This is a genomic window from Ensifer sp. GW823-FHT05D09 (assembly GCF_058795755.1).
This window is the reverse complement of sequence record NZ_JBXAIA010000003.1, coordinates 48,230-74,507: the sequence shown is the minus strand read 5'-3', so window position 1 is coordinate 74,507 and position 26,278 is coordinate 48,230. Positions and strand designations below refer to the sequence as shown.

Below are 26,278 nucleotides of genomic sequence, written 5' to 3'. Positions count from 1 at the left end.
AAATCCTGCTGTTGCCTTTCATAAGAGGCGATGTCGCTCCAGGGTCTCGCGGCCGCGCCGCAATTTGACGGTGCTTTCGTTGACACCTTTCTGCTCGCCGTCCGACAGGGATTTCGGCTTTCGGGCGGATGTCTTTCGGGTGATCGGTTTGCTGTTGGCGGCAATTGCCGGCGTGCCCCTCCATTGGAGCAGTTGCTTCAGTTTTCCGTAGTAGGTCATGGCGGTTCCTTTGCTGGAGCGCATCGCGATCTCGAGGGTTCGCTTGCTGCGTTTCAAGTTCCTGTTTTTACGCATGTCGTTGTCGCAAACCGCGGCACATTTTTGCGCGACATGCTTTAGTGCCGTGGCATGCCCCACTCGATCGGTTCGAGGTTTTCCTCTTTGCTGACGCGGTCCTGGCCAAGCTCGTCGTTGCGGATGCGATACTGGGGCTGGCTGTCGCGAACGGGCATGATGGCGGTGATGCGATAAGTTTCCGCCGCATTCGGCGGGATATGGCTGCGATCCCTGAGGCGGACCGACAAGCCAACGGTGAAGCGATGTGCGGGCATTGGTTCTTGTCCTTCAGGGCTTGGATGGCGGGGCGAAGGCATGTTTGGCGCGGTCGACAGCGATGATGCGGTCGAGCTCGTCCGGCGCGATCGCGACCATGCGCATGCACTGCTGATTGTCCGTCGTCGCCGGCACCTTGATAAACGTGGCGACGCGATGGTAGGCGAGCCACGAAATGCCTTCGATCAGCTCCTCGTCATCATCCACCTCATAGTCTCCGGCCGCGAGCATTCCTTCGACTTCGGGCAACTGGAAGGGTTCGCTGAAGTGGACGGTGCGGTGCTTGGTTCGGCTGAACATGACGTCTCCTTCCGACGCCGGAACGTGTTCGGCGTTGCGGTCATGGCGGTCGGGTTCGTTGTCGACTGCGTCATAGCCGTAGGTTGCGGGCGGCGATGCGCCCCTTTTCGTCTTTCCATATTTCGAAGCGGAAAGTCTGGCCCGGAAAGATCGATTTGATGCCAGATTTATAAAGCGCCCGCGCGTCGACGTAGATTGCGCGACCACCGTTTTCCGGCTGGACAAAGCCGTATCCGCGGTTGAAGTCGAAACGCATGATCGTACCTATGATCATGTCAGCACACGGCGTTCGAGGAATGCCGAGCATGCGCGGCGCGCACACTTCAACGGTCGAAAATGGGGAAAATGGCGGGTCGAAAGCCTCTGACGCCGCGAAAAGCCAAGCTGGCCAATGTCGATGAAACACTGTGAGCCTTAATTGCGCCTAACGCAAGGTCGTCACGAATTTGGCCGAATGAGTTGCAATCTCGCTCCTGTTCGCGTTATGCGATTCACGCCCCTACTCTTCGGGAGACCGTTGGTGTTCATTGCTCATTTGCCGGCTGGCTATCTGCTCAGCCGTTTCATCGCGCGCGGGCGGCCGGCGCAATCCGGTTCGATCCTTGCGACAGGGATCATCTGCTCGGTTTTGCCTGATTTCGATCTCGCCTATTTCTACCTGATCGACGGCCGGCAGACGCCGCACCATGACTACTGGACGCACACGCCGCTTTTCTGGCTGGTTGTCGCAGCGGTTCTGGCGCTGACGCTGACGATGAGTGGCAGACGCAATCAACTTATCCTCGTCGGCGTGGGCCTGGCGAACGTGCTGTTGCATCTGCTGATGGATTCCATCGCCGCCGATATCCGCTGGCTCTATCCGTTTTCGGATCTGCGCGTGAACCTCGTGCACGTTCCGGCGCTCTACAAACCCTGGTATCTCAACTTCCTCTTCCATTGGACTTTCGTGGCCGAGGTGCTGATCGTGCTTCTGGCCACCGTCGCCGCTACACTCGGCTGGCGGCGCTGGCGCAGACGGACGGTGGCAGTGCCGGCGACCCAATAGCCGGTGGGCCTGAGCTTGCCGGTTCTGGGGACAACTGCCGGCTGATCGAAAAAATCACGGTCCTTTCAACGTCCGGTGTAGCCGGGCGTTGACGGACGTCGATCCTGTAGGCATCCTGCCGGCCAAAGAAGACAGGGCGGCGGGAAACGCTGCCGGGGCCGGAAAGCGGCCCGGCCACGGGAACAGTTGCATTCCATAGGGTGCGGGCATTGCCCGCCACCCGCACAGCATTTCATGCGCATTCGCAAGTCATTCAAGTCGATCGGTCAAGCTGCTCGGAGGGGACTGTGAAGAGACGTATCGAGTTCTGCATGTCGGCCTGCCTGGCGCTGCTGCTGGGAGCCGCTGTTCCCGCTGCGGCGGCGGATCTGGTGATCGCCATGCCCAACTGGCCTTCCGGCCAGGCGACGGCCAACATTCTCAAGGTCAGTATCGCCAAGAAATTCGGCCTCGATGCGGAGGTGAAGGAACTGGGCACGCTCAACGCCTTCGTCGGCTTCGAGACCGGTGACGTCGATATTCAACCGGAAGTCTGGCAGCCGAATTTCGGCGACATCGTCAAGAAGTATGTGACCGACAAGGGTGTCGCGACGCTCGGCGCGCGCAGCGTGCCGGCCTGGCAGGGTCTCTGTGCCACGCCGGAGGCGGCCGCGACGATCAAGACGATCGCCGATCTCAGCGACCCCGAGAAGACCAAGATCCTCGACACGGACGGCGACGGCAAGGGTGAGCTGTGGATCGGCGCACCGACCTGGCTTTCCACCGGCATCGAGCGGACCCGGGCCAACAGCTACGGCTACAGCGCCAACCTGACGCTGTTCGAGGCGGAGGAAGAGGTGGCAATGGCGGGTGTCGATGCGGCGATCGCGACCGCGCGGCCGATGGTGTTTTACTGCTATGCGCCGCACCACGTCTTTGAACTGCACAAGATCGCCCGGATCGAGGAACCGCCGCACGATCCGGCCAAGTGGAAGATCGTAGGTGCCGACGACCCCTTGTGGATCAGCAAGTCGACGGCGGCGACCTCCTGGGACGCGGCGCATTTCCAGATCGCCTACGCCACGGGCTTCGGCAAGAAACATCCCGAGATCGCCAAGTTCCTGGATCAGGTGGATTTCTCGCCGGAAGAAGTGACGAAGATGAGCTACGCGCTGGAGGTCGAGCGTCAGGCGCCGGCCGACTACGCGAAGAAATGGGTTGAAGACAACGCGGCACGCATCGACGGGTGGGCGAAACCATGAAGACGACAGCGGATCGAAAAGGCTCCTCCTTCATGACCCAGACGCGCAAGCTTGGGCTGGTGATGCTGGCCGCGGGCCTGTGCTTCGGGCCGCCGGCAGCGCTGGCGCAGACCCAGATCTACGACGCCAGAACCAAGAAATGGGTCAATTACGACAAGAAGAAAGCCCGGCAATATTATGCCCGCAACAACCAGCTGCCCGAGGCCTTTCGCCGGCAGGTGGTGCCGTTCCGCACGGCGGAAAAGCCGGGCACGATCATCATCGACGGCAACCAGCACTTTCTCTACCTGGTCCAGCCCGGCGGGCAGGCGATCCGCTACGGCATCGGCGTCGGGCGCGAGGGGTTCGGCTGGGCCGGCATCGTGCGCGTCGGGCGCACGGCCGAGTGGCCGACCTGGACGCCGCCGCCCGAAATGGTGGCCCGTGATGCGAACGCGGCGAAATGGGCAGCAGGCATGCCCGGCGGCCCGGACAACCCGCTCGGCGCCCGCGCGCTCTACCTCTACGAGGGCGACCAGGACACGATCTACCGCATCCACGGAACGGTGGAGCCGTGGACGATCGGGCTCGACGTGTCGTCCGGCTGCATCCGCCTGAACAATGACGACGTCACCGACCTGCATTCGCGGGTCGAGGTGGGTGCAAAGGTGATCGTGCTGATGCAGGGGGCCGCGCTCTACAAGGGTGTTTGAAGAAGGGATCCGGACAGGCGAACGGGCAGGGGGCGCGTCCGGGAGGCATATCCCGTCCGGTGCATTCTGCGGGGTGCATCAGGTGCGCATGGTTGAGGAGGCATCGCCGACCGATCGGGGTAGGGGACGGCCAGTCGGGGAGCGACTGGATCTACAAGAGGATAATTCTTGGTGAGCGAGGGGATAATGCGTTCAAAAAGCTGGATTTTGGCGGCGGGCATCGGCCTTGCCTTTCTCGGTGGCTGCCAGTCGTCGTCACCACCGAAGCCTGAGGAGATGGCGCGCACGAGCCTGCAGACGGCACCGGCCGATCTGCAGTTGATCTGCGCCAATGCGGCTGCGGGCACCGCCCAGGTCGACAGCAGCAAGGTTCTGCCGACTAGCTCGCGCCAGCTGGATGCAGCCTCCTACAGCGTCGATCTCGACGCCGGCGGGCGCAAGTTCAACTGCATCGTCGACAGCAACGGCAGCGTCAAATCGGTCCAGCCGGCCGCCTGACCTTTAGCGCGTATCGATGACGGAAACCTGTCGGCTAGCCATGGCTCAGCTTCGGCAGGCCCCTCACGCTTTCTGGCGGCGTCGAGATCCTTGATCGACGCGTGAGCATCGTTCCGCGGATTTCTCCTGGCCGGAAGATCATCCGAGCCTGTCCTCCTGGGTCTATCGTCGAAGTTTGGTAGCAAGCGTCCGCGGACGGTGTTCCCGACCCTTTGCCTTCGCGCCTTTCTCTGGCGCGTGCCTTGACGCTCTCAACCGAGCGGAGAAGGCAGCCAGCGGTCCTGGTGGCCGTTTCGTCGTCGCTTGCGATGGATATGGCACGCTTACTGGTTGCGGCTTCGGTCCGCTTTTCCGGCAATATCTTTGTGCGCTGCAGTAATTTAATGCTGCAATGCAGAGTCATGTCTCGAGCTTGATATTGATCAATAAAGTATATTTTCCCAGAAAACCTTCCAATCGGAACAAAAATATGCTCTCATAGGTTTAGTTGGAAGGAGGATGTGCCATGCCAAGCTTTCTGGAGCACTTTGCACTTTTCGACGCCCTGATCATCGGGGCGATCTGTACGCTTCTAATCCTGAGTTACTTCAGCCGCGAGGCGTAGGACAGCAAGGCGGATCGAAGATTTTTGGCCGGTCGACGGCGATCGGTGGGTTCCGTTCGAGTGTCCGGCCTTCGAGTGTGTTCGGCCTTGGAACCGCGTGGATCGCGCACGGCAATCGTTTCAGCGAGTGAACCCAAGGGTTTCTCCTTCCACTTCGCGCAACTTCGCGGAAGCGTGTGCTTTGCTATTACTGCCGGAAAGGGCGAGAGGACGACGGCGTGGCATCTTGGTACTATCTGGTGGGACAGGATCAGCACGGCCCTGTTGGCGATGAAGATATTCGTTCGCGGATGCCATCAAAAACGCTGTAGCCCTGATGTCAGCATCACTTCGCAGTGGGAGCCAGTCACGGTTCGCGGCATGGCAGCCTTGCGGACAGCGGTGAAAGCCGCGACCGATGACGACGCCATCGTCGAAGTGACAGTCGTCGTCATCGGACGCAATGCGCGGAGAACACTTGTGTTCAGCCGAGGTCGCTCGCTGGATCAGGCGGCGGCGAAGGAGAATTTCGTCGACGCCATGTTCGGGACAGCGAACTGACAGCCGGCCGATTTTCAGGGCCGTCGCCGATTGCCGGCTCTCGCCATCATTCGGCGCGTCGGGCCGTCAATCGGCGCGGGTCGCGCTGACATGCAGCCAGCGGGTCGGCTCGTTGTCGTAGCCACCGCCGTCAGCCTCTTCGATCGTGATGTCAGACCATCCCGCCCATTCGAAGCAGGTCTGCAGCCAGGCGGCCGAGGGATAGTTGAAGTAACGGCCGAAGCGGTCGTGGCCTTCCCGTTCGCCCGCCTTGAAGCTCGCCTGGATCAGGCCGCCCGGGCGCAGGGCCCTGAGAACGCGCACCAGCACGTCGGGCAGTTCGGTTCGCGGCACATGCAGCAGCGAGGCTTCGGCCCAGATGCCGTCGAACCTCTGGTCCCACACGATCTCCTGGAAGGTGACGACCTCGACCTTGCGCCCGATCCTTTGTTCCGCGGCGCGCGCCAGTTCCGCGGAGCCGTCGCAGGGCGTGACGTCAAGGCCGGCCTCGATCAGATGCAGGCTGTCGTGACCGCCGCCGCAACCGAGGTCGAGCACGGCGGCGCCGGGCGCCAGCCGGGCGATGAAGGCACCGAGGCGATCGGCCGGAGGCTTGCGGTCGCGCGCTGCGTAGCTCTCGGCATTGTCGCGGTAAAAGGTCATGGTGTCGTTGCTGGCTGTCGTCACCTGGTATTCCCTCTGCGTGGCTGCATCATTCGAGCGTGCTTGCGCATTTGCCTAGGAAAAACGGCTTCGCACGTTTCCTGGAAATGCTCCACCCGAGCGGCTGATATGCGGCCGTGCGATTGCGCCAATATTGCGCCCGTTCCGGCTTCAGCCGAATGGCGCATTTCTGCGGTGCCGCGATCGGCGACGCGTCTCGCCGTGCAGCGCGAATAGACGGCGGAACGCGCAAGCGGTCCGCAGATTTTTGCGACGATCTGGCGGGACAACCTTTTCCGCACCTCCTTCAGGAACTCTGGGAAACCGAATCCGCCCTCATGGCTTGGCGAAAGATATCGAAACACCCAGGACGGATGTAAAGTTCGATGCCGGACATGTTCGCAAGGATCACATCAGCCATTCAGGGCCGCCGTTCGATCGCCTGGCGACGCTGCAAACCCACCGAAACGAAGGAAGGCCAAGATGATGAAACTCTATGGATTGGGCCCGACACGCTCGCTTCGCGCACTTTGGGCGCTTCAGGAACTTGATGCCGACTTCGAGTTCATACCCGTCAACTTGCTGGGTGGCGAGAACCGCCACCCGGATTTCCTGCGCCTCAACCCCGCCGGAAAGGTTCCGGTCCTCGTCGATGGAGATATGGTGCTGACGGAATCCGCGGCGATCGTGATGTATCTGGCGGAGAAATACGCCGCCAAGGGGCTGATGCCCGCCGACCTGACTGAGCGGGCGCAGGCCTATCGCTGGTCGCTGTTTGCCGTCACCGAACTGGAGCAGCCGCTATGGCGGATCTCCAAGCACAGCTTTTTGTATCCCGAAGACAAGCGCCTGCCCGAGGACATCGCGCTTGCCCGGGAGGAGTTTGCGGCGATGGCACAGGTGCTCGAGCGCCACATGGATGGACGTACTTTTGTCGTCGGCGACCGGATCAGCATCGCCGATTGCGTCACCGTCTATGTGATCGACTGGGGCAACGAGGTCGGGCTGATCGACAGCTGCCCCAATCTCAAGGCCTATCTCGAGCGAATGTATGCGCGGCCCAAGGCGCCGCCGCGGATCGCCGACGCCCTTGCAAGCCTCGAGGCCACCGACTGATCAGTGGTGCTCGGAAGGGCACAAGGACCAGGCGCTGGGGCCCGGACCTTGTGTTCAACACCTATTTGCTGCCGGACCCGGACAGTTTGGCCATGACGTCGTCGAGGTTGAAGCTCGCAGGCTTCTGGCGGATCGGGAAGTCCTGGAAGCTTGTCAGCCATTTCGCAACGATCGCCTGCGATGGCACGACCACGAAGGCCCTGTCGAAGAACCACTTCTCGTACTCGATCGATTCATCGCCACGCTCGAAGGGGTCGGCGCGCAGGTTGAAGAGTTTGGGTGCGCGCAGGGTGGTGAAGGCGTCGCGCCAGACGCCGATACCGGTGCTTTCCTGTGCCTTGAACACCACCTTCCAATCCTGGAAGCGGACGGAGACCAGCTCGCCGTCGTCGTTCCAGTAGAGGAACTCGCGACGTGGAGCGTCGTTCACCTCGCCCTTGAAATAGGGGACGAGGTTGTAGCCATCGAGATGCACCTTGAAGGTCTTGGCGCCGGCCTGATAGCCGGCCTTGCATTTCTCGACGATATCCGGCTCGCCGGCAGCCGCGCAGAAGGTCGGGATGAAGTCGTAGTGCGAGGCGATGTCGTTGTAGATGGTGTTCGGCTTGATGACGCCAGGCCAGCGGATGCAGGTCGGCACGCGGTAGCCGCCTTCCCAGTTGGTGGCTTTCTCGCCGCGGAACGGGGTGTTGCCGCCATCCGGCCAGGTCATCACCTCGGCACCGTTGTCGGTGGTGTAGACGACGATGGTGTTTTCGACGAGACCGAGATCGTCGAGCTTCTTCAAGAGTTGGCCGACCATGCCGTCATGCTCGACCATGCCATCGGAATAGACGCCCTTGCCGGTCTTGCCCTCCGATTCCGGCTTGAGGTGGGTGTTGACGTGCATGCGGGTGGAATTGAAGTAGCAGAACCAGGGCTTCTGGGCATTGTGCTGGCGATCGATGAAATCGAGCGCAGCGGCCAGGAATTCCTCGTCGACCGTTTCCATGCGCTTCCTGGTCAGCGCTCCCGTGTCTTCGATCCGGCCGTCGGCATAGGAGTGGATGACGCCGCGCGGGCCGAAGCGTTTGCGAAACTCGGGGCTCTTGGGATAATCCGGGTTCTCGGGCTCTTCCTCCGCGTTGAGGTGGTAGAGATTGCCGAAGAACTCGTCGAAGCCGTGATTGGTGGGCAGGAACTCGTCCTTGTCTCCGAGATGGTTCTTGCCGAACTGGCCGGTGGCGTAGCCGAGCGCCTTCAACAGTTCGGCGACTGTCGGGTCCTCCGGCTGCAGGCCGACATCGGCGCCGGGGAGACCGACCTTGGTGAGGCCGGTGCGGATCGGCGACTGGCCGGTGATGAAGGCGGCGCGGCCGGCGGTGCAGCTCTGCTCACCGTACCAGTCGGTGAACATCGCGCCCTCGTTGCCGATGCGGTCGATGTTGGGCGTGCGATAGCCCATCATGCCGCGATGGTAGATGCTCGGGTTGAACCAGCCGATATCGTCGCCCATGATCATGAGGATGTTCGGCTTGGCGCCACTGGCCGCGGCCGACGTGGATTGCAGCGCGCTTGCCGGCGTCGCTCCACCCGACGTGGTCAGCGCTGCTGCCGCAAGCGCGCTGCCGGCAAGCAGAAGGTCTCGCCGGCTGACCCCCGACGGATGCCCGTTCGCGGATTGATCGTCGTCTCCCTGATGCGTACTCATGGCGTAATCCTCCTATCGTTGAGTGATCGAGAATGCGTCCGGTCATATGCAGACGATTGACGGGGGAGCCTGCGCCCTGTTTTGGCGATGGACAAGTTTGTAACGGTTACGCGGACGTCGCCCGACGACGCGTAAGCGCCGGGATACCGGAGGTCGCACGGGGTTGACGCAACGTTGATTGCATGACGCTGGGTGAGGGGCGGCGCAGCCAGAAAATCGCGTGATTTAGGTCAACAACATTGACATAAATTAGCCGCCATGATCCTGTCGAAGGACAAAGACAATGAATGCGGAACGCGAGCCCTATGGCGCTGCCCGCTGCAAAAATCCTTGAGGAAACGACCCAATGCTCGACTGGGACCACATATTCGCGACGCGCTCCAGCCGGATGCGCGCCTCGGAGATCCGCGAACTGTTGAAACTGCTCGACCGCCCCGACATCATCTCGTTTGCCGGCGGTATTCCCGATCCCGAGCTGTTTCCCGACGTGGAGTTCAAGGACGCCTATGCGGAGATCTTCTCCGGCCCGGCCGTAAGCGCTGCCTTGCAGTACTCCGTCAGCGAAGGCTACAAGCCGCTGCGCGAATGGCTTGCCAAGCAGATGGAAAAGATCGGCATTCCGGCCGGTGTCGACAACATCTTCATCACCTCCGGCTCGCAGCAGGGCCTCGACTATATCGGCAAGCTGTTCCTGTCGCCCAACGACACGGCGCTGGTGACCTGGCCGACCTATCTCGGCGCGCTGCAGGCGTTCAACGCCTATGAGCCGCACTACGACCAGCTGAACCCGGGCGGAAACCGCACGCCTGCGACCTATGCGGAAGCGGCGAAAGCCGCCGGCGGCCGCGTCAAGTTCGCCTATCTCTCGGCCGATTTCTCCAACCCGACCGGCGAGACGGTGGACCTGGCAGGGCGCGAGCGCGTGCTCGATCTTGCCGAAGAGCTTGATATCGCCGTCATCGAAGACGCGGCCTACCAGTCGCTGCGCTACGACGGCGAGGCGATCCCGCCGATCCTGGCGCTGGAAATCGCCCGTAAGGGTGACATCAACAACACCCGCACCGTCTATTGCGGCTCGTTCTCCAAGACGCTGGCTCCGGGCCTGCGCGTCGGCTGGGTCTGCGCCTCGGAAACGGTGATCAAAAAGCTCGTGCTCCTCAAGCAGGCGGCCGATCTGCATTCCTCGACCATCAACCAGATGGCGATCTGCACGGTTGCCGAGCGTGGCTTCGATGCCCAGGTCGCCAAGATCCACCGGGTCTACAAGCATCGCCGCAGCGCCATGCTGGCGGCCCTTGAGAAGTACATGCCCGATGGCGTGACCTGGACCAAGCCCGAAGGCGGCATGTTCGTCTGGGTGACGCTGCCGAAGGGCATGGACGGCACGGCACTTCTGGCCAAATCGCTGGAGACCGCCAAGGTCGCCTTCGTGCCCGGCCGTGCCTTCTTTGCCGATGGTTCCGGTGAGAACACGCTGCGCCTCTCGTTCTCCTGCGCCAACGACAAGATGATCGAAGAGGGCATTCGCCGTCTCGGCGATCTCGTCCGCGGGGAAGCGTTGGCGCTGGCGGCCTGATCGCGACCATCCTGCTTTTCGTCAAAGGCGCGTCCGCTCAAGCGGGCGCGCCTTTTTCGTTTCGCAGTGTTGCGGCTCGGTCGTCGCAGCCACGATGCGCTCTCGCGGCGCGTTGCACCGGCGCGCCATCTCCGCTACAACGGTCGAAATGGCCGGGCGCTGTCCGGTCACGTAAGCGTTAACGTCACTCAACGCGTATGATCGAACGGCTCAAGCGGCTTCGGTCTGCGCGACTGTGTCCTGCGGATCGACATCGACGAGCGTCAAAAGGATACAGATGGACACGACCCAGACTTCTTCCCACAATGCAACAGCGCCGAAGATCGAGCGCGTGCGCCACGATCTCAAGCGACGTTCGCTTGTGGTCACCGAGGCCGAGAGCATCACGCCCGGCATGCTGCGCATCACGCTTTCGGGCGAGGACCTTGCCGATTTCGTCAGCCTTGGGGCCGATGATCACGTCAAGATCATCGTGCCTTCAGCCGATGGCACCGAGGAACGGCGGGACTATACGCCACGTCGTTATGATACGGCCGCCCGCACTCTGGTGATCGATTTCGCCTTGCACGAGGCCGGGCCGATCACGCAGTGGGCGATGAATGCACGCCCGGGCGACGCCTTGAACATTGGCGGGCCCCGCGGTTCGGCCGTCGTTTCCAATGTCGAGCGCTGGCTCCTGATCGGCGATGAGACCGCACTGCCGGCGATCGGTCGACGGATCGAGGAGATTGGCGCAGGCGCTCGCATCACCAGCATTGCCGCGATCGCCGATCCTGCCGAACAACAGGCGTTCGAGACGAAGGCCGAGCTCAGATGCCATTGGGCCTATCGCCCGCTGCATCAGGCAACCGACGCTTCAGCTCTCCTCGCCGTCCTGCGCTCCGTCGTCATCGAGCCCAACACCTTCGTCTGGGTCGCGGCCGAAGCCTCGGTGACGCGGGCGATCCGCGCGCATCTGACCGAGGAGCGCGGTTACCCGCTCTCCTGGATCAAGGCATCGGGATATTGGGTGAAGGGTAAGGCGGACAGCACCGAGAAGTTCGAATAGCCAGTGTTGCGGCATGGTGGCCGGCGCTCCGCAGGGCGCGCCACCGCCATTGCCGGCGGCCAGGCCTGCAGATCCCGGGTTGCGGGGCGGAAATTCGTCCGTTCGACCGGCGATCGTCAGGATCGATCATTGAAGGACAGGTGGTCTCTGTGGATCGTTAAACGGCGCTTGAAGCTCCAGGCGCCGGATACGGTCCCGTGCCCGCGTATCACGCGCCTTCGAGGTAAACGGTCGATGGCGAAATTCCGCCGGTGCGGCCGATGAGGCGGCGCTGACGCCGGCGGTGGCACCTAGAGCGTTTCCGGCTTAGACAGAGTCGCAGAAACGCTCCAGCACCTTGTTTTTACGCATTTCCTGACGGAAAACCGCTTCGCACTTTTCCTGGAAATGCTCTAGCGCTCGCCAGCCTGGAGCCGTGCCGTCATGGCGAGACGAGGGGCTCGGCCTCGTAGGCCCGATGCAGCAGCCCCAGGAAAGCCGAGGGGTCAAGCAGAGGTGTCTGGTCGATCCGGCTGACGGCGATGCCTGGTGTCCACGAATTCATCACCACACCGGCAAGGCCCGCGAGGTTGGCCGGCCTGATCTCCTGCGTGCGCTGGGCGATGCCAAGCCGGGCCAGTTGCCGCCGCAGGATGCTCATGGTGGTGCCTGTCAGCATCTCGGCCTCAGGCCAGACGATAGCGTCACCGTCCCAGAAGGCGAGGTTCCAGATCGAGGCTTCGGTGAGGCGGCCCTGACGGTCGACGAAGGCGGCGTCGTCAAACCCCTCCGCCGCGGCCTGGCGCAGATAGTAGGTCTTGGCGACCTCGCCGACGTGCTTGACGGTCGGCAGCGTGCGCTCGTGGCCGACAGTCCTGAGCGCCAGCGGACCTTTCGGACCTGATGAGGCCGGACCGGTGCTGACAAGCACCTCGAGCCCGACATCCGGCCCGGCAACGGTGAATTCGCCCGCCGGCGAATAGACGGTCGCCATCAGCGAGTGGTCGGCCGGCGAGGCGGCGAGTGCTGCGCGCAGATGGGAGCGCAGTTCTTCGTCGGGCAGGGCCTTGCCGAACATTTCGATCGATGCGTTGCGCAGGCGAGCGAGATGCAGATCGAGACCGCGCACCTTGCCATCGCGAACCTGCATGGCGGTGAAGTGGGCGTAGCCGGCAAAGGCGAGCGGCGAGAGATCGGCAGCACTTGCCGCGTGACCGTTACGTTGTGCGGTGGAAGAGGTTGGGTCGGCAGGCATGATATTGCTCCAGGGGTCCGGTTTGCGATGGGGCTGCTGCCGCATCTCTCACGATGATCATCGGACATTGATTGGCCGAAGAAAAACAAGTAGTTCTCGAGGGATCATCAAGGCTGGTTTGAAGATCGATGAGCCGAATGCTGCCAGGAACCCGCGCACTCAGAACCTTCGAGGCCGCCGGTCGACATCTGAATTTCACCCGCGCCGCCGACGAGGTGGGGCTGACGCCGGCGGCGGTCAGCTACCAGATCAAGGAAATCGAGGACCAGCTCGGTCTCGTGCTCTTCACCCGCACCAGCCGCAGCATCCAGCTGACACCGGCGGGTGCCGTGGTGTTCGAGGCGGCCGTTCAGGCGCTGGAGACGCTGCAGCGGGCCGTCGGCCGGGCGCGCCGGATGGAGCGGGGCGCACGGCAGCTGCGCGTGTCGCTCAGCCCGCGTTTTGCCACCAACTGGCTGTTGCCGCGGCTATCGCAGTTCCGCGCCGCCAACCCGACCATCGAGCTTACCTTCGACATCACCGACGAGATCAGGGATTTCGACGCCGACGATGTCGACATCGCCATACGCTTCGGCTCCGGACGATATCGACGGACACGGTCCGAGCGCCTGTTCGAAGCGGTGATCGCACCGGTCTGCAGCCCGAACCTGATTGCGGCCGGTGCGAAACCGAAGACGCCGCGCGATCTCTTCGGCCAGACGCTGTGTCATGTCGAGTGCACCACCGAAGGCATGCTCTGGCCGAACTGGCGGATGTGGATGGGGGCGGCCGGGATCGACGATTTCGACGACAGCCGATGCGTTGCCTTTACCGACACCAGCCATGTGGTCGAGGCTGTCATCGCGGGTGGCACGGTTGGTCTCGTCGATCTCGCGATGATCCGCAACGAGCTGTCCGAGGGGCGACTGGTGCAATTGTTCGACGTCGGCGTCAGCGTCGCCGGGGACTGTGCCTATCACCTCGTCTATCCCGAAAGCTCTGCCCAGGACCCCCGTGTTCTGGCCTTTTGCGATTGGATGATGGCCGAGCTGATGCCGGGAGAACAGCCTGTGGCGACGACGTCCGTGGCCTCGGGCTGACCTGTTGTCGAGGTAGGGCATTTCGGCGAAAGGTTCTGCTCGTTGTGCGAGCTGCAAATGAAAAGCGCCGCGTCTCGGAGAGAGGCGCGGCGCGAACCAAAGGCCAAAAAGGCTTTCGGTGGGGCAGGATTAGAACTTCACGCCGATACCGAAGGTAACCTGGTGCTGGTCGAGGTCGACCTTGACGTCTTCGATCGTCTTGCTGCCGAAGTCGTTGAAGCGGTATTCGGCGCGGGCGAAGATGTTGTTGGTGAAGGCGTAGTCAACGCCAGCGCCAACGGTGTAGCCGCTGAAGGTACGGTCGACGTCACCGATACCCGGGACTTCGACGTAGCCGCTCGTCGCGGTCCAGCCGGCGGTCGTGTAGATGAGCGCGTTGTCGAAGGCGTAACCGGCGCGGGCGCGAACCGAGCCTGCGAGGTCGGTGCCGACCTTCACGTCGGTGCCGAAGATGTCGTACTTGTTGTCGTTCCAGTTGTAGGTCAGATCGCCTTCAGCGCCGATGACCCAATCGCCGAACTGGTAGTTGTAGCCGACGAAGCCAGAGATCAGGCCGCCGTTGAAATCTTCGCTGACGCTTGCGCCGGGAACGCTGAACTTGCCGTCCAGCCAGCCGCCGCCGCCCTGAACGCCGAGGTAACCGCCGGTCCAGGTGAACGCCTCGGCTGCCTGCGCTTCCGGAGCGGGAGCGATGTCCGCAACGGCGTCGGCTGCTACGGCCGGTGCTGCGAGCGCTGCCAGGATGGCGGCGGAAAGGATAAGCTTATGCGACATGTCAATGCTCCGTAGAATTTGGCACCACTTAATGGGGTGCCGGCTTCTAGCAAGCAGTGATCAGGGTTGCTGTCACAAATATGCCACAGCATGCAACTTCAAGTTATGTGAATTTTGCCGCGCCGATAAGGCTTTGTATCCACATGTGTTTTAATTTATTATAATTGCTTCATATTTGTCGATTTCCGGCGTGCGGCAAAATCTCACATTGCTCGCCTGAGTTTACTGGTGGTTGTGGCCGGCGTTCCCGTGGAATCGCGGATTTCCCGGGCTGCTCGAGGTGGCGCGACTGCCCGCTGGATCAGGTTTTCATGCCGGCAAGATCGAGCCTGAGCACGGTTTCGCCGCCGATGCTCTGGCCCGTTTCGCGAAAGCCGAAGCGCTGGTAGAGCGCGTGGGCGCGGGTGTTGTCCGGGTAGACCCCGAGATAGATCGCGTCGCATCCGGGGATGGTCGCCATCGTCTCGACCAAAGCGGCGAGCGCCTTGCCGCCAAACCCCTTGCCCTGATGGCTGATGTCGATCATCAGCCGGTAGATACAGTGGTTGCCGTCGTCAGGGTCGAGCGCGTACATGGCAAAACCGACGGGCTCTCCCTCGGCCATGACGGCAAAGCCGACGCATTCCGGGCGTTCGGCCAGTTCTTCCAGCGATTCGTCGTTGCTGGCGATGAAATCCGTCTGGCTCTCATCGACCCTCAGATTGCGGATGGCATCGGCTTCCACGGCCTCGGCCGGCAGCAGGGATATCGGCATTCACATCCTCAAGTTTGCATCCCTGGTCATGCGTCAGGGCGGCTGGAAAATGACGCCGCAGAGATCGCGCGGTCGGATTGCCGCAACATTGCGGGCAGGAGGGAGAGCGCGAATTTCGGCCGTGTTCTTGTTGCCGTGCTGTATCGTCGGCGCCCGGGTGTTCGCTTGCGGCCAGGTGCAGCAGCGATGCGGATTGCGGCGTGCCGTTCCGGTGTGGAAGCGGCATTCCTGGCGATCAACCGCCTTTGCGTAACTGTTACGTACTCCTTCGATCCGCTTTTGGCGTGGTAGTTTTTCCGGCGTGACCGGTGGGCCGCCAGCCATGTGCCGACCGGCGAAGCAAAGGTGGCCTCGGCCGTCCGAGCGGCCCCTTCAGGAAAGTTCGAAAACCCGAGTTTCAGCGCAATCGACGACTGCAATCCTCACCAACAGGAGACGATCAGCATGGTAGAGAATGTCGATAAGCCATCCAGCAGCGAAACCCAGACTTCACTCGACGTCGATCGTCGCAGCCTGCTTCTCGGCGGCACGATGTTTGCCGCGGCCGCCATGGTCGGCTCCAGCGCGCCGCTCAACGCCGCAAGGGCGCAGCAACAGCCAGCCTCCGGAAGCGGCAAGCCGCCAAACATTCTCGTGATCTTCGGCGACGACATCGGCATTCCGCAGATCAGCGCCTATACGATGGGCCTGATGGGCTACCGCACGCCCAATATCGACCGGATCGCGGCCGAGGGTGCGATCTTCACCGACAGCTACGGCCAGCAGAGCTGCACGGCCGGCCGCGCTTCCTTCATTCTCGGCCAGGAACCATTCCGCACCGGGCTTCTGACCATCGGTATGCCCGGCGACCCGCATGGCATCCAGGACTGGATGCCGACGATCGCCGACGTGCTGAAGACCAAGGGCTATTCCACCGGCCAGTTCGGCAAGAACCACCTGGGCGACCACGACGAGCATCTGCCGACCAACCACGGCTTCGACGAGTTCTTCGGCAATCTCTACCACCTCAACGCCGAGGAAGAGCCGGAAGGCTATTTCTATCCGAAGGATCCGGAGTTCAAGAAGAAGTACGGGCCCCGCGGCGTCATCCACTCCTTTGCCGACGGTAAGATCGAGGACACCGGCGCGCTCAACACCAAGCGCATGGAGACCGTGGACGAGGAATTCCTGGCTGCCGCCAAGGACTTCATCGATCGCCAGCACAAGGCCGACAAACCGTTCTTCGTCTGGTTCAACTCGACACGCATGCACATTTTCACGCACCTGAAGCCGGACTCGCTTGGCAAGACTGGCAAGGGCATCCATGCCGACGGCATGGTGGAGCATGACGGCCACGTTGGGCAGCTTCTCCAGCAACTCGACGACCTCGGCATCACCGAGAACACCATCGTGCTCTACACCACCGACAATGGCGCCGAGATCGCGCTTTGGCCCGATGGTGCCATGACGATGTTCCATGGCGAAAAGGGCACCACCTGGGAGGGCGGCTTCCGCATCCCGATGATGGTGCGCTGGCCGGGCGTGGTGAAGCCGGGCACGCAGATCAACGATCCCGTGACGCTGATGGACTGGCTGCCGACCTTCGCCACGGCCGCCGGCATCAACGACGTCAAGGGGCAGATGAAGGAAGGCTTCCAGGCGGGAACCAAGTCCTTCAAGGTGCACCTTGACGGCTTTGACCTGACCGAACTTCTCAAGGGCGAGGCAAAGGAACCGCCGCGCGACTCCGTCTATTATTTCGACCAGGGCGGCAATCTCAATGCCATCCGCTGGAACGACTGGAAGCTGAGTTTCGCCATCAACAGCGAGGGCAACATTGCGACGGCGACGCGCGAGGTGCCAAGCTGGGCAAACATTGCCAATCTTAGAATGGATCCGTACGAACGCGGCATCAAGGAAGGGGGCGGAGCCATGGATTTCCTCGCCCGCAACATGTGGCTGCTCGTCCCGGTCCAGGGCAAGATCAAGGAGTTCTTCTCCGATTTCAACCAGTTTCCATACCAGGCAGGCAGTACGCTGAACGCGAGCGGCATCAACTACGGTCTGCTGGCACAACAGGCGGCCATGAAGCGGCTGAACGAGTTGGAGGGGCTGGCGCCGCGGTAAGTCCGGGCGGTCCTATCCGGTTTTTCTCGACGATTGTCGGCCGGCGCCCTGCGCCGGCCGAACTGCTTCGGGCAGCCAGAGCAATGCCCGTCAGTATTCCTGCGCGGTCGGGCGGAACAGGATCTCGTTGATGTCGACATCCTCAGGCTGGCTCATGGCAAAGACGACGGCGCGCGCGAAGCTGTCGGCGGGGATCGCCACGCGCTCATAGAGGGCGCGCACATTCTGCGCGACGTCCGTTTCGGTGACACTGTCGGGCAGTTCGGTCGCAACGGCACCGGGCGAAATGATGGTCGTGCGGATGTTGTAGGGTTTTACCTCCTGCCGCAATCCTTCCGAGATCACCCGCACGGCATGCTTGGTGGCGGCATAGACCGCACCGCCGGGGCCGACCTTGTGGCCGGCAACTGACGAGACGTTGATGACGTGGCCGCCCATCTGCGCCTTCATGTGCGGGAGTGCCGCGCCGATGCCGTAGAGCACGCCCTTCAGGTTGACGTCGATGGTGCGGTCCCAATCGTCCACCTTGCAGCGCTCGAGCGGCGAATGCGGCATCAGCCCGGCATTGTTGAGCATGACATCGATGCGGCCATAGAGGCTGACCGCATGGTCGACCAGGCGCGTAACCTCCTCGAACGACGTGACGTCGGTTTGAAGTGCTGATTGCCTGCCGAGCGAGAGTTCGTCGGCGAGTGCCTGCAGCCTGTCGATGCGGCGCGCGCCCAGCACTAGCCGGGCGCCTTCCCGGGCAAGCCGGCGAACCGTTGCCTCGCCGAGGCCGCTGCTGGCGCCGGTGATGACGACGACCTTGTCCCTGATACCTTCCATCCCTGTTGGTCCTTTCATGCTGTTGGCGATCAACGGCCGACGCGTGCCTGCAGGTGGGCCGGATAGCGATCTCCCTCGATGGTGACTTCGGCGAGTGCACTGTCGATTTCGCCAAGATCGCTGGCGCTCAGTCGCACGGCCGCAGCGCCGATGTTTTCCTCGAGCCGGTGGAGCTTGGTGGTGCCGGGGATCGGCACGATCCAGGGCTTTTGCGCCAGCAGCCAGGCGAGCGCGACCTTCGCCGGCGTTACTTCCTTGCGGGCGGCGATCTGAGCGAGGAGATCAACCAGCGCTTGGTTGGCTTTGCGCGCTTCGGGCGCAAAGCGCGGCACGACATTGCGGAAATCCTTGGCTTCGAAGGTGGTGTCGGCGTTGATGGCGCCGGTGAGGAAGCCCTTGCCGAGCGGGCTGAAGGGCACGAAACCGATGCCGAGTTCTTCGAGCAGCGGCAGGATTTCGGCCTCCGGCTCGCGCCACCAGAGCGAATATTCGCTCTGGAGTGCTGCGACCTTCTGTTCCGCATGGGCCTTGCGGATCGTCTGCGGCCCGGCCTCCGACAGGCCGAAATGTCTGACCTTGCCCTCGTCGATCAACCGCTTCACCGTGCCGGCCACGTCCTCGATCGGCACGTTGGGGTCGACGCGATGCTGGTAGAACAGGTCGATCACATCGGTCTTCAGGCGCTTCAAGGCTGCATCCGCGACCTTGCGGATTTGGTCCGGCCGGCTGTTCATGCCGCTTTGCCCGCCTTGCTCATTAAAGTCGAAGCCGAACTTGGTGGCGATCACCACCTTGTCGCGGATGGGGCCGAGCGCCTCGCCGAGAAGCTCTTCGTTGAGGTACGGGCCATAGGCTTCGGCGGTGTCGAAAAAGGTGACGCCGCGCTCATGGGCGGTGCGGATCAGGGTGATGGCCGCCTGCTTTTCCGTCGCCGGGCCGTAGCCGTAGCTGAGGCCCATGCAGCCAAGACCGAGGGCCGAAACTTCAAGGCCGCTTTTGCCGAGTGTGCGCTTTTCCATGGGGCTGTTCCTTGTCGCGAATGACGATGTTTCAGGGATAGAGAGGGGCAGGGATTGGAGAGGGGGCCGCAAGGGTTGGCGATTATTCTGCCTTGATTTCAGCACCGTAATCCGCGTCGTCGACCTTCTCCAGCCAGTCGACGACCTTGCCGTCGAGCGCTTCAGCGATGGCGATATGGGTCATGGCGGCGGTCGGTGAGGCGCCGTGCCAGTGTTTCTCGCCCGGGTCGAACCAGACGATGTCCCCGGGGCGGATCTCCTCGACCGGGCCGCCTTCACGCTGGGCGCGGCCGAGGCCGGAAAGAACGATGAGCGTCTGGCCGAGCGGGTGCGTGTGCCAGGCGGTGCGCGCGCCGGGCTCGAAAGTGACGGTGGCACCACCGACGCGCGCCGGAGCGGCAGCGCTGAAGGGAGCGTCGATCCGCACCGTGCCGGTGAAATATTCGGCTGGTCCCCTGGCCGAGGCTGCACAGCCGCTGCGTTTGATGTTCATGGCCTCGATCCCTAGTAAATGCCGCGTGGCCCCCATTGGGCCTGATGTGGGGTCCGATGGCGGGCCTGACGTGGTTGCGTCGTCTCAGGTAATTTAAGGCGTGGGATTAATCAGGATTAGATGGTAAATCTCGCAAGCCCTTATGAGAGGAATTCATGAATGCCGCGTCAGTCGATCAACGACCTCATTGCCTTCCTTGCTGTCGCACGGGAACGCAGCTTTACCAAGGCGGCAGCGCAGCTCGGGGTCTCGCAATCGGCGCTCAGCCACACGATCCGCGGTCTCGAGGCACGGCTGGACTTGCGGCTTTTGACGCGCACGACGCGCAGCGTGTCGCCGACCGAGGCCGGCGAGCGGCTGTTGTTGTCGATCGGCCCGCGGCTGGACGAGATCGACCGGGAGCTGGCAGCCCTCAGCGAGTTTCGCGACAAGCCGGCGGGCACGATCCGCATCACCGCCGGCGAGCACGCGGCCGATCGCATCCTCTGGCCGGCGCTGGCGCGGCTGTTGCCCGATTATCCGGATGTCCATGTCGAGGTGATCGTCGACTATGGCCTGACCGACATCGTCTCGGAGCGCTACGATGCCGGCGTGCGCCTTGGCGAGCAGGTAGCGAAAGACATGATCGCCGTGCGCATCGGGCCTGACATGCGCATGGCCGTAGTCGGTGCACCCGCCTATTTCGCCACGCGGAAAGCGCCGCTGACGCCGCAGGAGCTGACGGAGCACAATTGCATCAACCTGCGCCTGCCGACCCATGGCGGCCTCTATGCCTGGGAATTCGAAAAAGAGGGCCGCGAGGTGAAGGTGCGCGTCGAGGGCCAGCTCGTCTTCAACAACATCGCGCTCAGGCTGAACGCGGCACTCGGCGGGCTGGGGCTCGCCTATCTGCCTGAGGATGCCGTGGCGGCCGATCTTGCTTCGGGACGGCTGCTGCAGGTTCTGCAAGATTGGTGCCCGCCTTTTTCCGGCTACCACCTCTATTATCCAAGCCGACGCCAGACTTCGCCCGCCTTCGCGCTGGTGGCCGACGCGCTCCGGTATCGTGGTTCGCGTTAGGAGGTCATGGGGTTGATGCTGGCCTCTGCACCTTTCTCGGCCTGGCCAGACAGGAAGGCGTTCGCCTGCCGCATTTGGCCCCGGCGAAAGCGGTTGTTCGCGGTATCAGGCAAGAACCTCGGGTTCGTCGCTTGTCGCATAATAGGTCACGGCAATCGCAATCCTGCTGCGCCCGACCAGTTCGCAGATGGAGCTCGGAACCACGACGGATGAGACCATGTTCGAGCCGTAAAATGGCAGGCCGACATCGAGCTGCGCACTCTGGACCGCGCCATCATCGACCAGTTTCGCAACGTTGTCGCCAAGCTTGCGAATGGTTGAATCGATCCAATTCCAGAAGCTGACCTTGTTATCGGAAGCGACCGCATCCTCGTCACGCATGGAGACGTCGACCTGAGCGTGCTGTCCGCCGTGCGAGGTCTGGCGCGACCACACGACCGGACAGCCGAGCGCATGCTCGAGAGCCGGTTGGGAAATCGATACACCTTCGAAGCGCAACATAACACCCATCGTGTCCATGTGTATTCGTTTGCTCCCATAGCGTGAGTGGTCTTACAAAGGGCTGTCGTCAGAATTGCACCCAAAGGTTGATAAACGATGCAGAAATTCTTTCACGGCGAGCCGGGTCGGATTGCCGATTGTTTGAAGGATGGGTGGTCTCTCTACCTCTGTGACGTCAACGGTACGTGGCAACGGCCAGTCGAAGCGTCTTTCATCAAAACCTATTACGAGCAGACCCTGCTGCTTTGGGGCGGTTATCCGACAGACTATATTTTGGCAGCAGAGCAGTCGCTTCCTTCGTTTGCCGGGCTTGTCGACGTTTTCGATGGATTGGAGAACGGCACTGCCGACGCGATCCTGCTGGTCGGCTACAACGACGGAGGCATGTTTTCCATCTCCAGAAGGCTTTTGCCTTTTCAGAAGGGCGCCCAGCCAGCGCCGTTGTGGCGGCCGTTCGATGGAAGGTACCGGAGCAAGGGATAACGGCGTTTCTTCCGTTTTGCAGTTCCATGGGTGTCGGGAATGCGTGCATGTCCAAGCCAATTCAGAACAAGCTTTCGAGATTGCGGCATATCGGCTGGTCGGCCTGGGATCGGATCTGGCTGATATCGACAATGCAGCAATGGGATAGCGAAGCGTGCAGGGGCTTCGTCGACGAAAATGACAGCTATCTTGTCTCGGCGGTCGATCAGTTGCAGTAGGGGCTCCTGCTTCCCGAGGATGCCGTGGCACCACACCTTGCTTCGGGCCGGCTGGTGCAGGTTCTCGACGATTGGTGCCCGCCTTTTACCGGCTACCACCTCTATTATCCAAGCCGACGCCAGACCTCGCCCGCCTTCGCGCTGGTGGCCGACGCGCTCCGGTATCGTGGTTCGCGTTAGGATGTTATCGCATCTGGTGTCGTTGCTCGGCCCCGTTTGACGGAGAAACGCAAAGGGCGCCCGTTGCCGAACGCCCTAGGGTTGCCTGCGTGATCTGCGTTTGACGGCTATGCCCGAAAGCAAGCCGCCGCGTTCACGTTATCAACTTTCCGGTGATTCCAAGTTTAATGAGCGGTTAATACACGGAATTATTTTATTGCCGGTGCAATCCAGGCGGTAACGCCGACAGTATTTCTCTCGGTTCCATTAGAATGCCGCAGTTGCAGTCTCTGTTCTCGCCCGCAAACTCGTGTTGAAGCCGTTGCGGCGCACCCTTTTTGGCGTCGCCCTCAACGGCGTCCTCCGCGCTTGGCTAGGTAATTTCTGCTAACCAGAAGGAGATTGCTATGAAAACGGAGATTGCAGTTGGACTGACAGTGGCTTTCACCGCCCTCGTTGCAACGGGTGCGATGGCCCAGAGTAAATTCGGTTCGGAAGCCGGCTGGGACATTCTGGTGAAGGACAACATGGGACCGGGATGCCTGATTACGAAATCAAATGCAGACGGGACACAAGTTCAGATGGGTATCGATGCAACGGCGGCGCTGCGCGGTTACATGGCACTCTACACAAAGGCTGATGCCAATGTTGCAGCCGACGAGAAGCTTGCGGTTCTGTTCGATGTCGATGGCGAGAAATTCAGTGGCGAGGCGAAGGGCCAGGTGATGGACGGCTATCGCGGTGCGTTTGTGTGGGTCAACAATCCTGACTTCATCTACGACCTGGCCAAGAAGACGGCGGTGACGATTACGCCGGCAGGCGGCAATCCCATTGTCGTGAAACTGGCGGGAACCGATGCCGCCTTCAAGGCGCTGCGGGCTTGCCAGGCCGCTCAGTAACGGCGCCCTCGGCAAACGCGAAGGGACTGCGGGCGGGAAGCGTGGAACATCTACCGACGATGGTGCACACCCGCCGCTGGTACGGCTCAGCTACTCGCCAGCCTGCCGACGGGCGGCGTTTCGGCCAGTTCCCAAGCGCCGGGCGGTTGGCCACCGCGAAATGTTCGACGGAGAGGGTGTACGGTTCAACTTCCCTCATTCCGGCCTTGTGCCGGAATCGAGTGACCTGACGTCGTTCACGTCAGGAACGCGTCTTTCAGCCCAAGGACTTGGGCTGGCTGGGTTCCGGCACAGGGCCGGAATGCGGGCAAGAATTGTACGATCGGCTGAACGCTTCGGGCTCGTGCAACTCTTGGCTTACGCAACACGGCTGCGGCACGCTCAGCCTTCGCGTCGGATCTCCGGCTCCCGCGTGCCCTTCCACGCGAAGGTGATGGTGCGGCCCTGGCGGATGTTCTGGATGACAGCGGGGCGGAAGACGGCGATGCATTCGCCTTGGGCATGGCGGGCGGAGGGGTAGATCAGGCCGTTGCCACCATCGGCAAAGATTGTCGCGGCGAGCGCCTGGCCGGCGGGATAGGCAAGGGCCGGGTCGGGACCGAGATAGGCGGCATCCTTTTCTCCGCGCACATCGTGGAAGCGGCAGGTGAAGCCGGCGATCAGCTCGCGATAGGCGCCGATATCCTGAAAGATGCCGGCGTCGGCCAGCGCCCGGGTGCGGTGATAGACGATCTCGGCCTGGCAGGTTTCGAGCGCATTGTCGCCGAAGGCGCAGTACCAGGCGCCGCGATCCTCGGTGTTGAAGCGGTTGCCCGGTGGGCGGGCGTGGCAGAAGGCGGCGTTGATCAGCGACCAGCCATAGCCGAAACTATCGTTCAGAAGCTCGGCGGGGCTGACGCCTGCCGGAAGCGCCAGCTGGCTCAGCCGCGCCGACGTCAGCGCCTCCAGCCGGTTGAGGATCTCGATATCGTCTTCGTCGTCGCAAAGCGGTTTGACGGCCGGCTCGTCGATATAGGCGGTCGAGATCAGCCGGACGGTGGCCGGATCGGTGAAATCGATCTCAGGGATCATAGGCCGCCGCGCAGGCCATCGAGATAGCGGCGCACTTTCATCATCGCCGGTATGCCGCCCTCGATCATCAGATCGACCGGAGACTGGCCGTCAAACACAGGGCCGGTATTGACTGCCTTTGGCCATTGGTAGGTCAGCGGCCCGTTGAAATAGAGGCGCAGGCTCTTGAAGATGCCGACGATCAGGCTGGCACGCATGCGCTTGTCCTGATCGAGCCGACCCTTGAAATCGCCAGCCTTCATCCGGTTCCAGGTGGCGATCGGTACATCGAAGAGCTGCGATGCTTCCTTGTTGGTCAGCTTCCACAAGTCGCAGGCCCTCACCACCGCCTTGACGATGACGGCTTCCTCATGTCTTGCGGCATCCCGTTCGGGGGCAAGAGCCGGCTGCGCGCTGGGCATGATCGTCTCCTATGAAACTTTTTGGCGTATCATATGATATAAAATGGATCGTTTGGGCGGGAAGTCAAGGGGTGGTTTTTTCGGGTGCGTCGGCACTGGCACCGGTTTAGGAACGCTGGCTGACAATGGGTCAAGCGTGGCCGGATTGCCCATACCTCGGGTTTGCCCCTCACCCTAACCCTCTCCCCGCAGGCGGGGAGAGGGGACGTGAATCGCGGTGGCACCGGCACATCACGTTGGCTGCTGAAACGAAGCCACCGTCAGAGCATAACCTTGAGTACGGCCGGTTGCCGCGGATTTCCTTCTCCCCGCATGCGGGGAGAAGGTGGCCGGCAGGCCGGATGAGGGGCTTTTGTCCAGACTGCAACCTGGCATTTTCAAACATGCGGCCCCAGCAGCGACAGATCGGCCTCGCCGAGCCTGTCCTTGGCGCTGCGCAGCTGGTGCCAATAGGGATAGAGCACCGGCGGCAGGCTGACGGCATCGAGCAATTCGCGCTCCTCGTCGGTCAGTTTCAGGCTGGCGGCGGCGAGATTGTCGCGGAACTGTTCCTCCTTGCGCCCGCCGATGATCACCGAGGTCACACCCTTGCGGTCGATCAGCCAGGCAAGCGCAACCTGTGCCGGCGAGACGCCGCGTTCGCCTGCAATTGCCACCAACATGTCGACGATCTTCCACAGCCGCTCCTCGTCGCGGATCGGCGGCTCGTTCCAGCCGGCAAGCTGGCGGGTGCCATCCGGCGTCTGGTTGCGCCGATGCTTGCCGGAAAGCAGGCCGCCGGCAAGCGGGCTCCAGACGAGCACGCCGAGCCCCTGGTCGAGGCTGATCGGCAGCAGCTCGTATTCGGCCTCGCGCGCCTCGAGCGTGTAGTGAATCTGCTGGCTGACGAAGCGATGGCGGCGGTCGAGCGCGCTGATGCCGAGCGCCTTCATGATGTGCCAGCCGGAATAGTTGGAGCAGCCGATATACCGCACCTTGCCGTGATGGACGAGCGTGTCGAGCGCCTCCATTGTTTCTTCGAGCGGCGTCTGGCCATCCCATTCGTGCACCTGGTAGAGATCGATGACGTCGGTTTTCAACCGCCTGAGGCTCGCCTCGCAGGCGGCAATCAGGTGATGGCGCGAGAGCCCGCCTTCGTTCGGGCCCGGTCCCATGTTGAAGCGCGCCTTGGTGGCGACAAGCACGCCGTTCTTGCGCTTGCCGCCGAGGATATTGCCGATGATCTCCTCCGAGCCGCCGGTGGAATAGATGTCGGCGGTGTCGATCAGGTTGACGCCGGCATCGAGGCACATGTCGACATAGCGGCGGGCTTCGTCGAGACCGACATTGCCGACCTGCGCGAACTTGCCGCCGCCGCCGATCGTCATCGTTCCCATTGTCAGTGTCGAGATCTTCAGGCCGGATCGGCCGAGCAGCCGGTATTCCATGGTCAGGCTCCTTTGCTGGTCGATGTCGCCAAACGGGGCGAAGCGCCCCTACAGCGAGAGGCGAGGCGTCGGGCGTAAGGTAGCGGCGCCGAGGGCGGCTGCAAGGCCGCGGGCGCGAGTTGCGCGCAGACGGCTTCCCGCATGACCCAAAAGTGACCTCCCGTTTTCTTAGGGCTGGCTCACACACGGTGAAATGGTATCGTCACGGCTGAGATTCGAGGGGAATCAC

At 62.2% G+C, this 26,278-nt stretch carries 30 protein-coding genes and 1 pseudogene; 15 read left to right on the top strand and 16 right to left on the bottom strand.

Features of this window, described 5'->3' with window-relative positions:
* Positions 1-18: 18 nt before the first annotated feature.
* The 4 genes from AC1Q80_RS10745 to AC1Q80_RS10730 form a co-directional block, all read right to left on the bottom strand.
* Entirely contained in the window at positions 19-357 is a 339-nt protein-coding gene (locus tag AC1Q80_RS10745) for a hypothetical protein (RefSeq protein WP_492360419.1), read from the bottom strand.
* Entirely contained in the window at positions 336-551 is a 216-nt protein-coding gene (locus tag AC1Q80_RS10740) for a hypothetical protein (protein ID WP_173420456.1), read from the bottom strand. The genes AC1Q80_RS10745 and AC1Q80_RS10740 overlap by 22 nt, the downstream gene beginning before the upstream one ends.
* A 13-nt stretch (positions 552-564) precedes the next feature.
* A complete protein-coding gene (locus tag AC1Q80_RS10735) occupies positions 565-852 on the bottom strand; it encodes a hypothetical protein (protein ID WP_077504932.1) in 288 nt (95 codons plus the stop codon).
* Between the two features lie 70 nt (positions 853-922).
* Positions 923-1,108 carry a cold-shock protein gene (locus AC1Q80_RS10730; protein WP_209790819.1) on the bottom strand — a complete coding sequence of 62 codons (186 nt, stop codon included), beginning with the start codon at positions 1,106-1,108 and terminating at the stop codon, positions 923-925.
* 264 nt (positions 1,109-1,372) lie between these two features.
* Between AC1Q80_RS10730 and AC1Q80_RS10725 the strand changes: the two genes are divergently transcribed.
* The 5 genes from AC1Q80_RS10725 to AC1Q80_RS10705 all read left to right on the top strand — a co-directional run bounded on the left by AC1Q80_RS10725 (position 1,373) and on the right by AC1Q80_RS10705 (position 5,472).
* Positions 1,373-1,897: a metal-dependent hydrolase gene (locus AC1Q80_RS10725; protein ID WP_492360418.1), complete on the top strand. Its 525-nt coding sequence runs from the start codon at positions 1,373-1,375 to the stop codon at positions 1,895-1,897.
* Between the two features lie 311 nt (positions 1,898-2,208).
* Positions 2,209-3,138, top strand: coding sequence for an ABC transporter substrate-binding protein (locus AC1Q80_RS10720; RefSeq protein WP_492360789.1), 930 nt, complete (start codon positions 2,209-2,211; stop codon positions 3,136-3,138).
* Positions 3,139-3,200: 62 nt separating this feature from the next.
* Positions 3,201-3,830 (top strand): L,D-transpeptidase, encoded by a 630-nt coding sequence (locus tag AC1Q80_RS10715; protein ID WP_234902900.1) that lies wholly within the window; start codon positions 3,201-3,203, stop codon positions 3,828-3,830.
* A 186-nt stretch (positions 3,831-4,016) separates the two neighbouring features.
* The gene (locus AC1Q80_RS10710) at positions 4,017-4,328 is read left to right on the top strand and encodes a hypothetical protein (RefSeq protein WP_173420451.1); all 312 of its coding nucleotides are present in this window, start codon (positions 4,017-4,019) and stop codon (positions 4,326-4,328) included.
* Between the two features lie 868 nt (positions 4,329-5,196).
* A complete protein-coding gene (locus tag AC1Q80_RS10705) occupies positions 5,197-5,472 on the top strand; it encodes a hypothetical protein (protein ID WP_492360417.1) in 276 nt (91 codons plus the stop codon).
* Between the two features lie 66 nt (positions 5,473-5,538).
* On the opposite strand, the gene AC1Q80_RS10700 is transcribed toward AC1Q80_RS10705, so the two are convergent.
* A complete protein-coding gene (locus AC1Q80_RS10700) occupies positions 5,539-6,114 on the bottom strand; it encodes a class I SAM-dependent DNA methyltransferase (RefSeq protein ID WP_492360788.1) in 576 nt (191 codons plus the stop codon).
* A gap of 483 nt (positions 6,115-6,597) precedes the next feature.
* Between AC1Q80_RS10700 and AC1Q80_RS10695 the strand changes: the two genes are divergently transcribed.
* A complete protein-coding gene (locus tag AC1Q80_RS10695; protein ID WP_173420449.1) occupies positions 6,598-7,230 on the top strand; it encodes a glutathione S-transferase family protein in 633 nt (210 codons plus the stop codon).
* Between the two features lie 61 nt (positions 7,231-7,291).
* On the opposite strand, the gene AC1Q80_RS10690 is transcribed toward AC1Q80_RS10695, so the two are convergent.
* Positions 7,292-8,920 (bottom strand): arylsulfatase, encoded by a 1,629-nt coding sequence (locus tag AC1Q80_RS10690; protein WP_492360416.1) that lies wholly within the window; start codon positions 8,918-8,920, stop codon positions 7,292-7,294.
* Positions 8,921-9,266: 346 nt separating this feature from the next.
* Between AC1Q80_RS10690 and AC1Q80_RS10685 the strand changes: the two genes are divergently transcribed.
* Entirely contained in the window at positions 9,267-10,496 is a 1,230-nt protein-coding gene (locus AC1Q80_RS10685; protein ID WP_209790827.1) for an aminotransferase-like domain-containing protein, read from the top strand.
* A 277-nt stretch (positions 10,497-10,773) separates the two neighbouring features.
* Entirely contained in the window at positions 10,774-11,544 is a 771-nt protein-coding gene (locus AC1Q80_RS10680; RefSeq protein WP_492360415.1) for a siderophore-interacting protein, read from the top strand.
* A 421-nt stretch (positions 11,545-11,965) separates the two neighbouring features.
* On the opposite strand, the gene AC1Q80_RS10675 is transcribed toward AC1Q80_RS10680, so the two are convergent.
* On the bottom strand, positions 11,966-12,778 hold the full coding sequence (locus AC1Q80_RS10675; protein ID WP_492360414.1) for an aminotransferase class IV family protein: 813 nt from the start codon (positions 12,776-12,778) through the stop codon (positions 11,966-11,968).
* A 128-nt stretch (positions 12,779-12,906) separates the two neighbouring features.
* Between AC1Q80_RS10675 and gcvA the strand changes: the two genes are divergently transcribed.
* Entirely contained in the window at positions 12,907-13,857 is a 951-nt protein-coding gene (gcvA, locus tag AC1Q80_RS10670) for a transcriptional regulator GcvA (protein WP_492360413.1), read from the top strand.
* A 129-nt stretch (positions 13,858-13,986) separates the two neighbouring features.
* Here the strand turns inward: gcvA and AC1Q80_RS10665 are convergent, their stop codons facing one another.
* Both AC1Q80_RS10665 and AC1Q80_RS10660 read right to left on the bottom strand, forming a co-directional pair.
* On the bottom strand, positions 13,987-14,631 hold the full coding sequence (locus tag AC1Q80_RS10665) for an outer membrane protein (RefSeq protein WP_173420444.1): 645 nt from the start codon (positions 14,629-14,631) through the stop codon (positions 13,987-13,989).
* 301 nt (positions 14,632-14,932) lie between these two features.
* Positions 14,933-15,385: a GNAT family N-acetyltransferase gene (locus AC1Q80_RS10660; protein ID WP_492360412.1), complete on the bottom strand. Its 453-nt coding sequence runs from the start codon at positions 15,383-15,385 to the stop codon at positions 14,933-14,935.
* Positions 15,386-15,829: 444 nt separating this feature from the next.
* Here AC1Q80_RS10660 and AC1Q80_RS10655 point away from each other — a divergent pair, with 444 nt between their 5' ends.
* Complete coding sequence (locus AC1Q80_RS10655) at positions 15,830-17,491, top strand: arylsulfatase (protein WP_492360411.1); 1,662 nt, start codon at positions 15,830-15,832, stop codon at positions 17,489-17,491.
* A 90-nt stretch (positions 17,492-17,581) separates the two neighbouring features.
* On the opposite strand, the gene AC1Q80_RS10650 is transcribed toward AC1Q80_RS10655, so the two are convergent.
* The 3 genes from AC1Q80_RS10650 to AC1Q80_RS10640 all read right to left on the bottom strand — a co-directional run bounded on the left by AC1Q80_RS10650 (position 17,582) and on the right by AC1Q80_RS10640 (position 19,831).
* Positions 17,582-18,319 (bottom strand): SDR family oxidoreductase, encoded by a 738-nt coding sequence (locus AC1Q80_RS10650; protein WP_209790833.1) that lies wholly within the window; start codon positions 18,317-18,319, stop codon positions 17,582-17,584.
* 29 nt (positions 18,320-18,348) lie between these two features.
* Entirely contained in the window at positions 18,349-19,338 is a 990-nt protein-coding gene (locus tag AC1Q80_RS10645; protein ID WP_492360410.1) for an aldo/keto reductase, read from the bottom strand.
* An 82-nt stretch (positions 19,339-19,420) separates the two neighbouring features.
* Entirely contained in the window at positions 19,421-19,831 is a 411-nt protein-coding gene (locus tag AC1Q80_RS10640) for a (R)-mandelonitrile lyase (protein ID WP_173420439.1), read from the bottom strand.
* A 159-nt stretch (positions 19,832-19,990) separates the two neighbouring features.
* Between AC1Q80_RS10640 and AC1Q80_RS10635 the strand changes: the two genes are divergently transcribed.
* Positions 19,991-20,890, top strand: coding sequence for a LysR family transcriptional regulator (locus AC1Q80_RS10635; RefSeq protein ID WP_492360409.1), 900 nt, complete (start codon positions 19,991-19,993; stop codon positions 20,888-20,890).
* A 105-nt stretch (positions 20,891-20,995) separates the two neighbouring features.
* Here AC1Q80_RS10635 and AC1Q80_RS10630 read toward each other — a convergent pair whose 3' ends face one another.
* A complete protein-coding gene (locus AC1Q80_RS10630; RefSeq protein WP_492360408.1) occupies positions 20,996-21,409 on the bottom strand; it encodes a hypothetical protein in 414 nt (137 codons plus the stop codon).
* Positions 21,410-21,487: 78 nt separating this feature from the next.
* Here AC1Q80_RS10630 and AC1Q80_RS10625 point away from each other — a divergent pair, with 78 nt between their 5' ends.
* The 4 genes and pseudogenes from AC1Q80_RS10625 (at position 21,488) to AC1Q80_RS10610 (ending at position 23,150) form a co-directional block, all read left to right on the top strand.
* Complete coding sequence (locus tag AC1Q80_RS10625) at positions 21,488-21,874, top strand: hypothetical protein (RefSeq protein WP_492360407.1); 387 nt, start codon at positions 21,488-21,490, stop codon at positions 21,872-21,874.
* A gap of 47 nt (positions 21,875-21,921) precedes the next feature.
* On the top strand, positions 21,922-22,092 hold the full coding sequence (locus AC1Q80_RS10620; protein WP_492360406.1) for a hypothetical protein: 171 nt from the start codon (positions 21,922-21,924) through the stop codon (positions 22,090-22,092).
* A 9-nt stretch (positions 22,093-22,101) separates the two neighbouring features.
* Positions 22,102-22,272, top strand: a pseudogene (locus tag AC1Q80_RS10615) (LysR substrate-binding domain-containing protein); the annotation flags it as partial.
* 386 nt (positions 22,273-22,658) lie between these two features.
* Positions 22,659-23,150, top strand: coding sequence for a hypothetical protein (locus tag AC1Q80_RS10610; RefSeq protein WP_173420437.1), 492 nt, complete (start codon positions 22,659-22,661; stop codon positions 23,148-23,150).
* A 381-nt stretch (positions 23,151-23,531) separates the two neighbouring features.
* Here AC1Q80_RS10610 and AC1Q80_RS10605 read toward each other — a convergent pair whose 3' ends face one another.
* The 3 genes from AC1Q80_RS10605 to AC1Q80_RS10595 all read right to left on the bottom strand — a co-directional run bounded on the left by AC1Q80_RS10605 (position 23,532) and on the right by AC1Q80_RS10595 (position 26,049).
* On the bottom strand, positions 23,532-24,221 hold the full coding sequence (locus AC1Q80_RS10605; RefSeq protein ID WP_492360405.1) for an RES family NAD+ phosphorylase: 690 nt from the start codon (positions 24,219-24,221) through the stop codon (positions 23,532-23,534).
* Positions 24,218-24,622, bottom strand: coding sequence for an antitoxin Xre-like helix-turn-helix domain-containing protein (locus tag AC1Q80_RS10600; RefSeq protein ID WP_173420435.1), 405 nt, complete (start codon positions 24,620-24,622; stop codon positions 24,218-24,220). Before AC1Q80_RS10600 ends, AC1Q80_RS10605 begins: the two co-directional genes overlap by 4 nt.
* Before the next feature lie 377 nt (positions 24,623-24,999).
* Positions 25,000-26,049, bottom strand: a complete 1,050-nt coding sequence (locus AC1Q80_RS10595) for an aldo/keto reductase (protein ID WP_492360404.1) — start codon at positions 26,047-26,049, stop codon at positions 25,000-25,002.
* Positions 26,050-26,278: the final 229 nt, after the last annotated feature.

Bases quoted from the DNA above. Each gene is read 5' to 3' on its own strand.
- AC1Q80_RS10680 (WP_492360415.1), top strand. From the start codon at position 10,774: ATGGACACGACCCAGACTTCTTCCCACAATGCAACAGCGCCGAAGATC.
- AC1Q80_RS10620 (WP_492360406.1), top strand. From the start codon at position 21,922: ATGTCCAAGCCAATTCAGAACAAGCTTTCGAGATTGCGGCATATCGGC.
- AC1Q80_RS10740 (WP_173420456.1), bottom strand. From the start codon at position 551: ATGCCCGCACATCGCTTCACCGTTGGCTTGTCGGTCCGCCTCAGGGAT.
- AC1Q80_RS10710 (WP_173420451.1), top strand. From the start codon at position 4,017: ATGCGTTCAAAAAGCTGGATTTTGGCGGCGGGCATCGGCCTTGCCTTT.
- AC1Q80_RS10600 (WP_173420435.1), bottom strand. From the start codon at position 24,622: ATGCCCAGCGCGCAGCCGGCTCTTGCCCCCGAACGGGATGCCGCAAGA.
- AC1Q80_RS10625 (WP_492360407.1), top strand. From the start codon at position 21,488: ATGCAGAAATTCTTTCACGGCGAGCCGGGTCGGATTGCCGATTGTTTG.
- AC1Q80_RS10610 (WP_173420437.1), top strand. From the start codon at position 22,659: ATGAAAACGGAGATTGCAGTTGGACTGACAGTGGCTTTCACCGCCCTC.
- AC1Q80_RS10640 (WP_173420439.1), bottom strand. From the start codon at position 19,831: ATGAACATCAAACGCAGCGGCTGTGCAGCCTCGGCCAGGGGACCAGCC.
- AC1Q80_RS10665 (WP_173420444.1), bottom strand. From the start codon at position 14,631: ATGTCGCATAAGCTTATCCTTTCCGCCGCCATCCTGGCAGCGCTCGCA.
- AC1Q80_RS10720 (WP_492360789.1), top strand. From the start codon at position 2,209: ATGTCGGCCTGCCTGGCGCTGCTGCTGGGAGCCGCTGTTCCCGCTGCG.
- AC1Q80_RS10650 (WP_209790833.1), bottom strand. From the start codon at position 18,319: ATGGAAGGTATCAGGGACAAGGTCGTCGTCATCACCGGCGCCAGCAGC.
- AC1Q80_RS10605 (WP_492360405.1), bottom strand. From the start codon at position 24,221: ATGATCCCTGAGATCGATTTCACCGATCCGGCCACCGTCCGGCTGATC.
- AC1Q80_RS10695 (WP_173420449.1), top strand. From the start codon at position 6,598: ATGATGAAACTCTATGGATTGGGCCCGACACGCTCGCTTCGCGCACTT.
- AC1Q80_RS10655 (WP_492360411.1), top strand. From the start codon at position 15,830: ATGGTAGAGAATGTCGATAAGCCATCCAGCAGCGAAACCCAGACTTCA.
- AC1Q80_RS10730 (WP_209790819.1), bottom strand. From the start codon at position 1,108: ATGCGTTTCGACTTCAACCGCGGATACGGCTTTGTCCAGCCGGAAAAC.
- AC1Q80_RS10685 (WP_209790827.1), top strand. From the start codon at position 9,267: ATGCTCGACTGGGACCACATATTCGCGACGCGCTCCAGCCGGATGCGC.
- AC1Q80_RS10635 (WP_492360409.1), top strand. From the start codon at position 19,991: ATGCCGCGTCAGTCGATCAACGACCTCATTGCCTTCCTTGCTGTCGCA.
- AC1Q80_RS10630 (WP_492360408.1), bottom strand. From the start codon at position 21,409: ATGGACACGATGGGTGTTATGTTGCGCTTCGAAGGTGTATCGATTTCC.
- AC1Q80_RS10735 (WP_077504932.1), bottom strand. From the start codon at position 852: ATGTTCAGCCGAACCAAGCACCGCACCGTCCACTTCAGCGAACCCTTC.
- AC1Q80_RS10675 (WP_492360414.1), bottom strand. From the start codon at position 12,778: ATGCCTGCCGACCCAACCTCTTCCACCGCACAACGTAACGGTCACGCG.
- gcvA (WP_492360413.1), top strand. From the start codon at position 12,907: ATGAGCCGAATGCTGCCAGGAACCCGCGCACTCAGAACCTTCGAGGCC.
- AC1Q80_RS10690 (WP_492360416.1), bottom strand. From the start codon at position 8,920: ATGAGTACGCATCAGGGAGACGACGATCAATCCGCGAACGGGCATCCG.
- AC1Q80_RS10660 (WP_492360412.1), bottom strand. From the start codon at position 15,385: ATGCCGATATCCCTGCTGCCGGCCGAGGCCGTGGAAGCCGATGCCATC.
- AC1Q80_RS10645 (WP_492360410.1), bottom strand. From the start codon at position 19,338: ATGGAAAAGCGCACACTCGGCAAAAGCGGCCTTGAAGTTTCGGCCCTC.
- AC1Q80_RS10715 (WP_234902900.1), top strand. From the start codon at position 3,201: ATGCTGGCCGCGGGCCTGTGCTTCGGGCCGCCGGCAGCGCTGGCGCAG.
- AC1Q80_RS10595 (WP_492360404.1), bottom strand. From the start codon at position 26,049: ATGGAATACCGGCTGCTCGGCCGATCCGGCCTGAAGATCTCGACACTG.
- AC1Q80_RS10700 (WP_492360788.1), bottom strand. From the start codon at position 6,114: ATGACCTTTTACCGCGACAATGCCGAGAGCTACGCAGCGCGCGACCGC.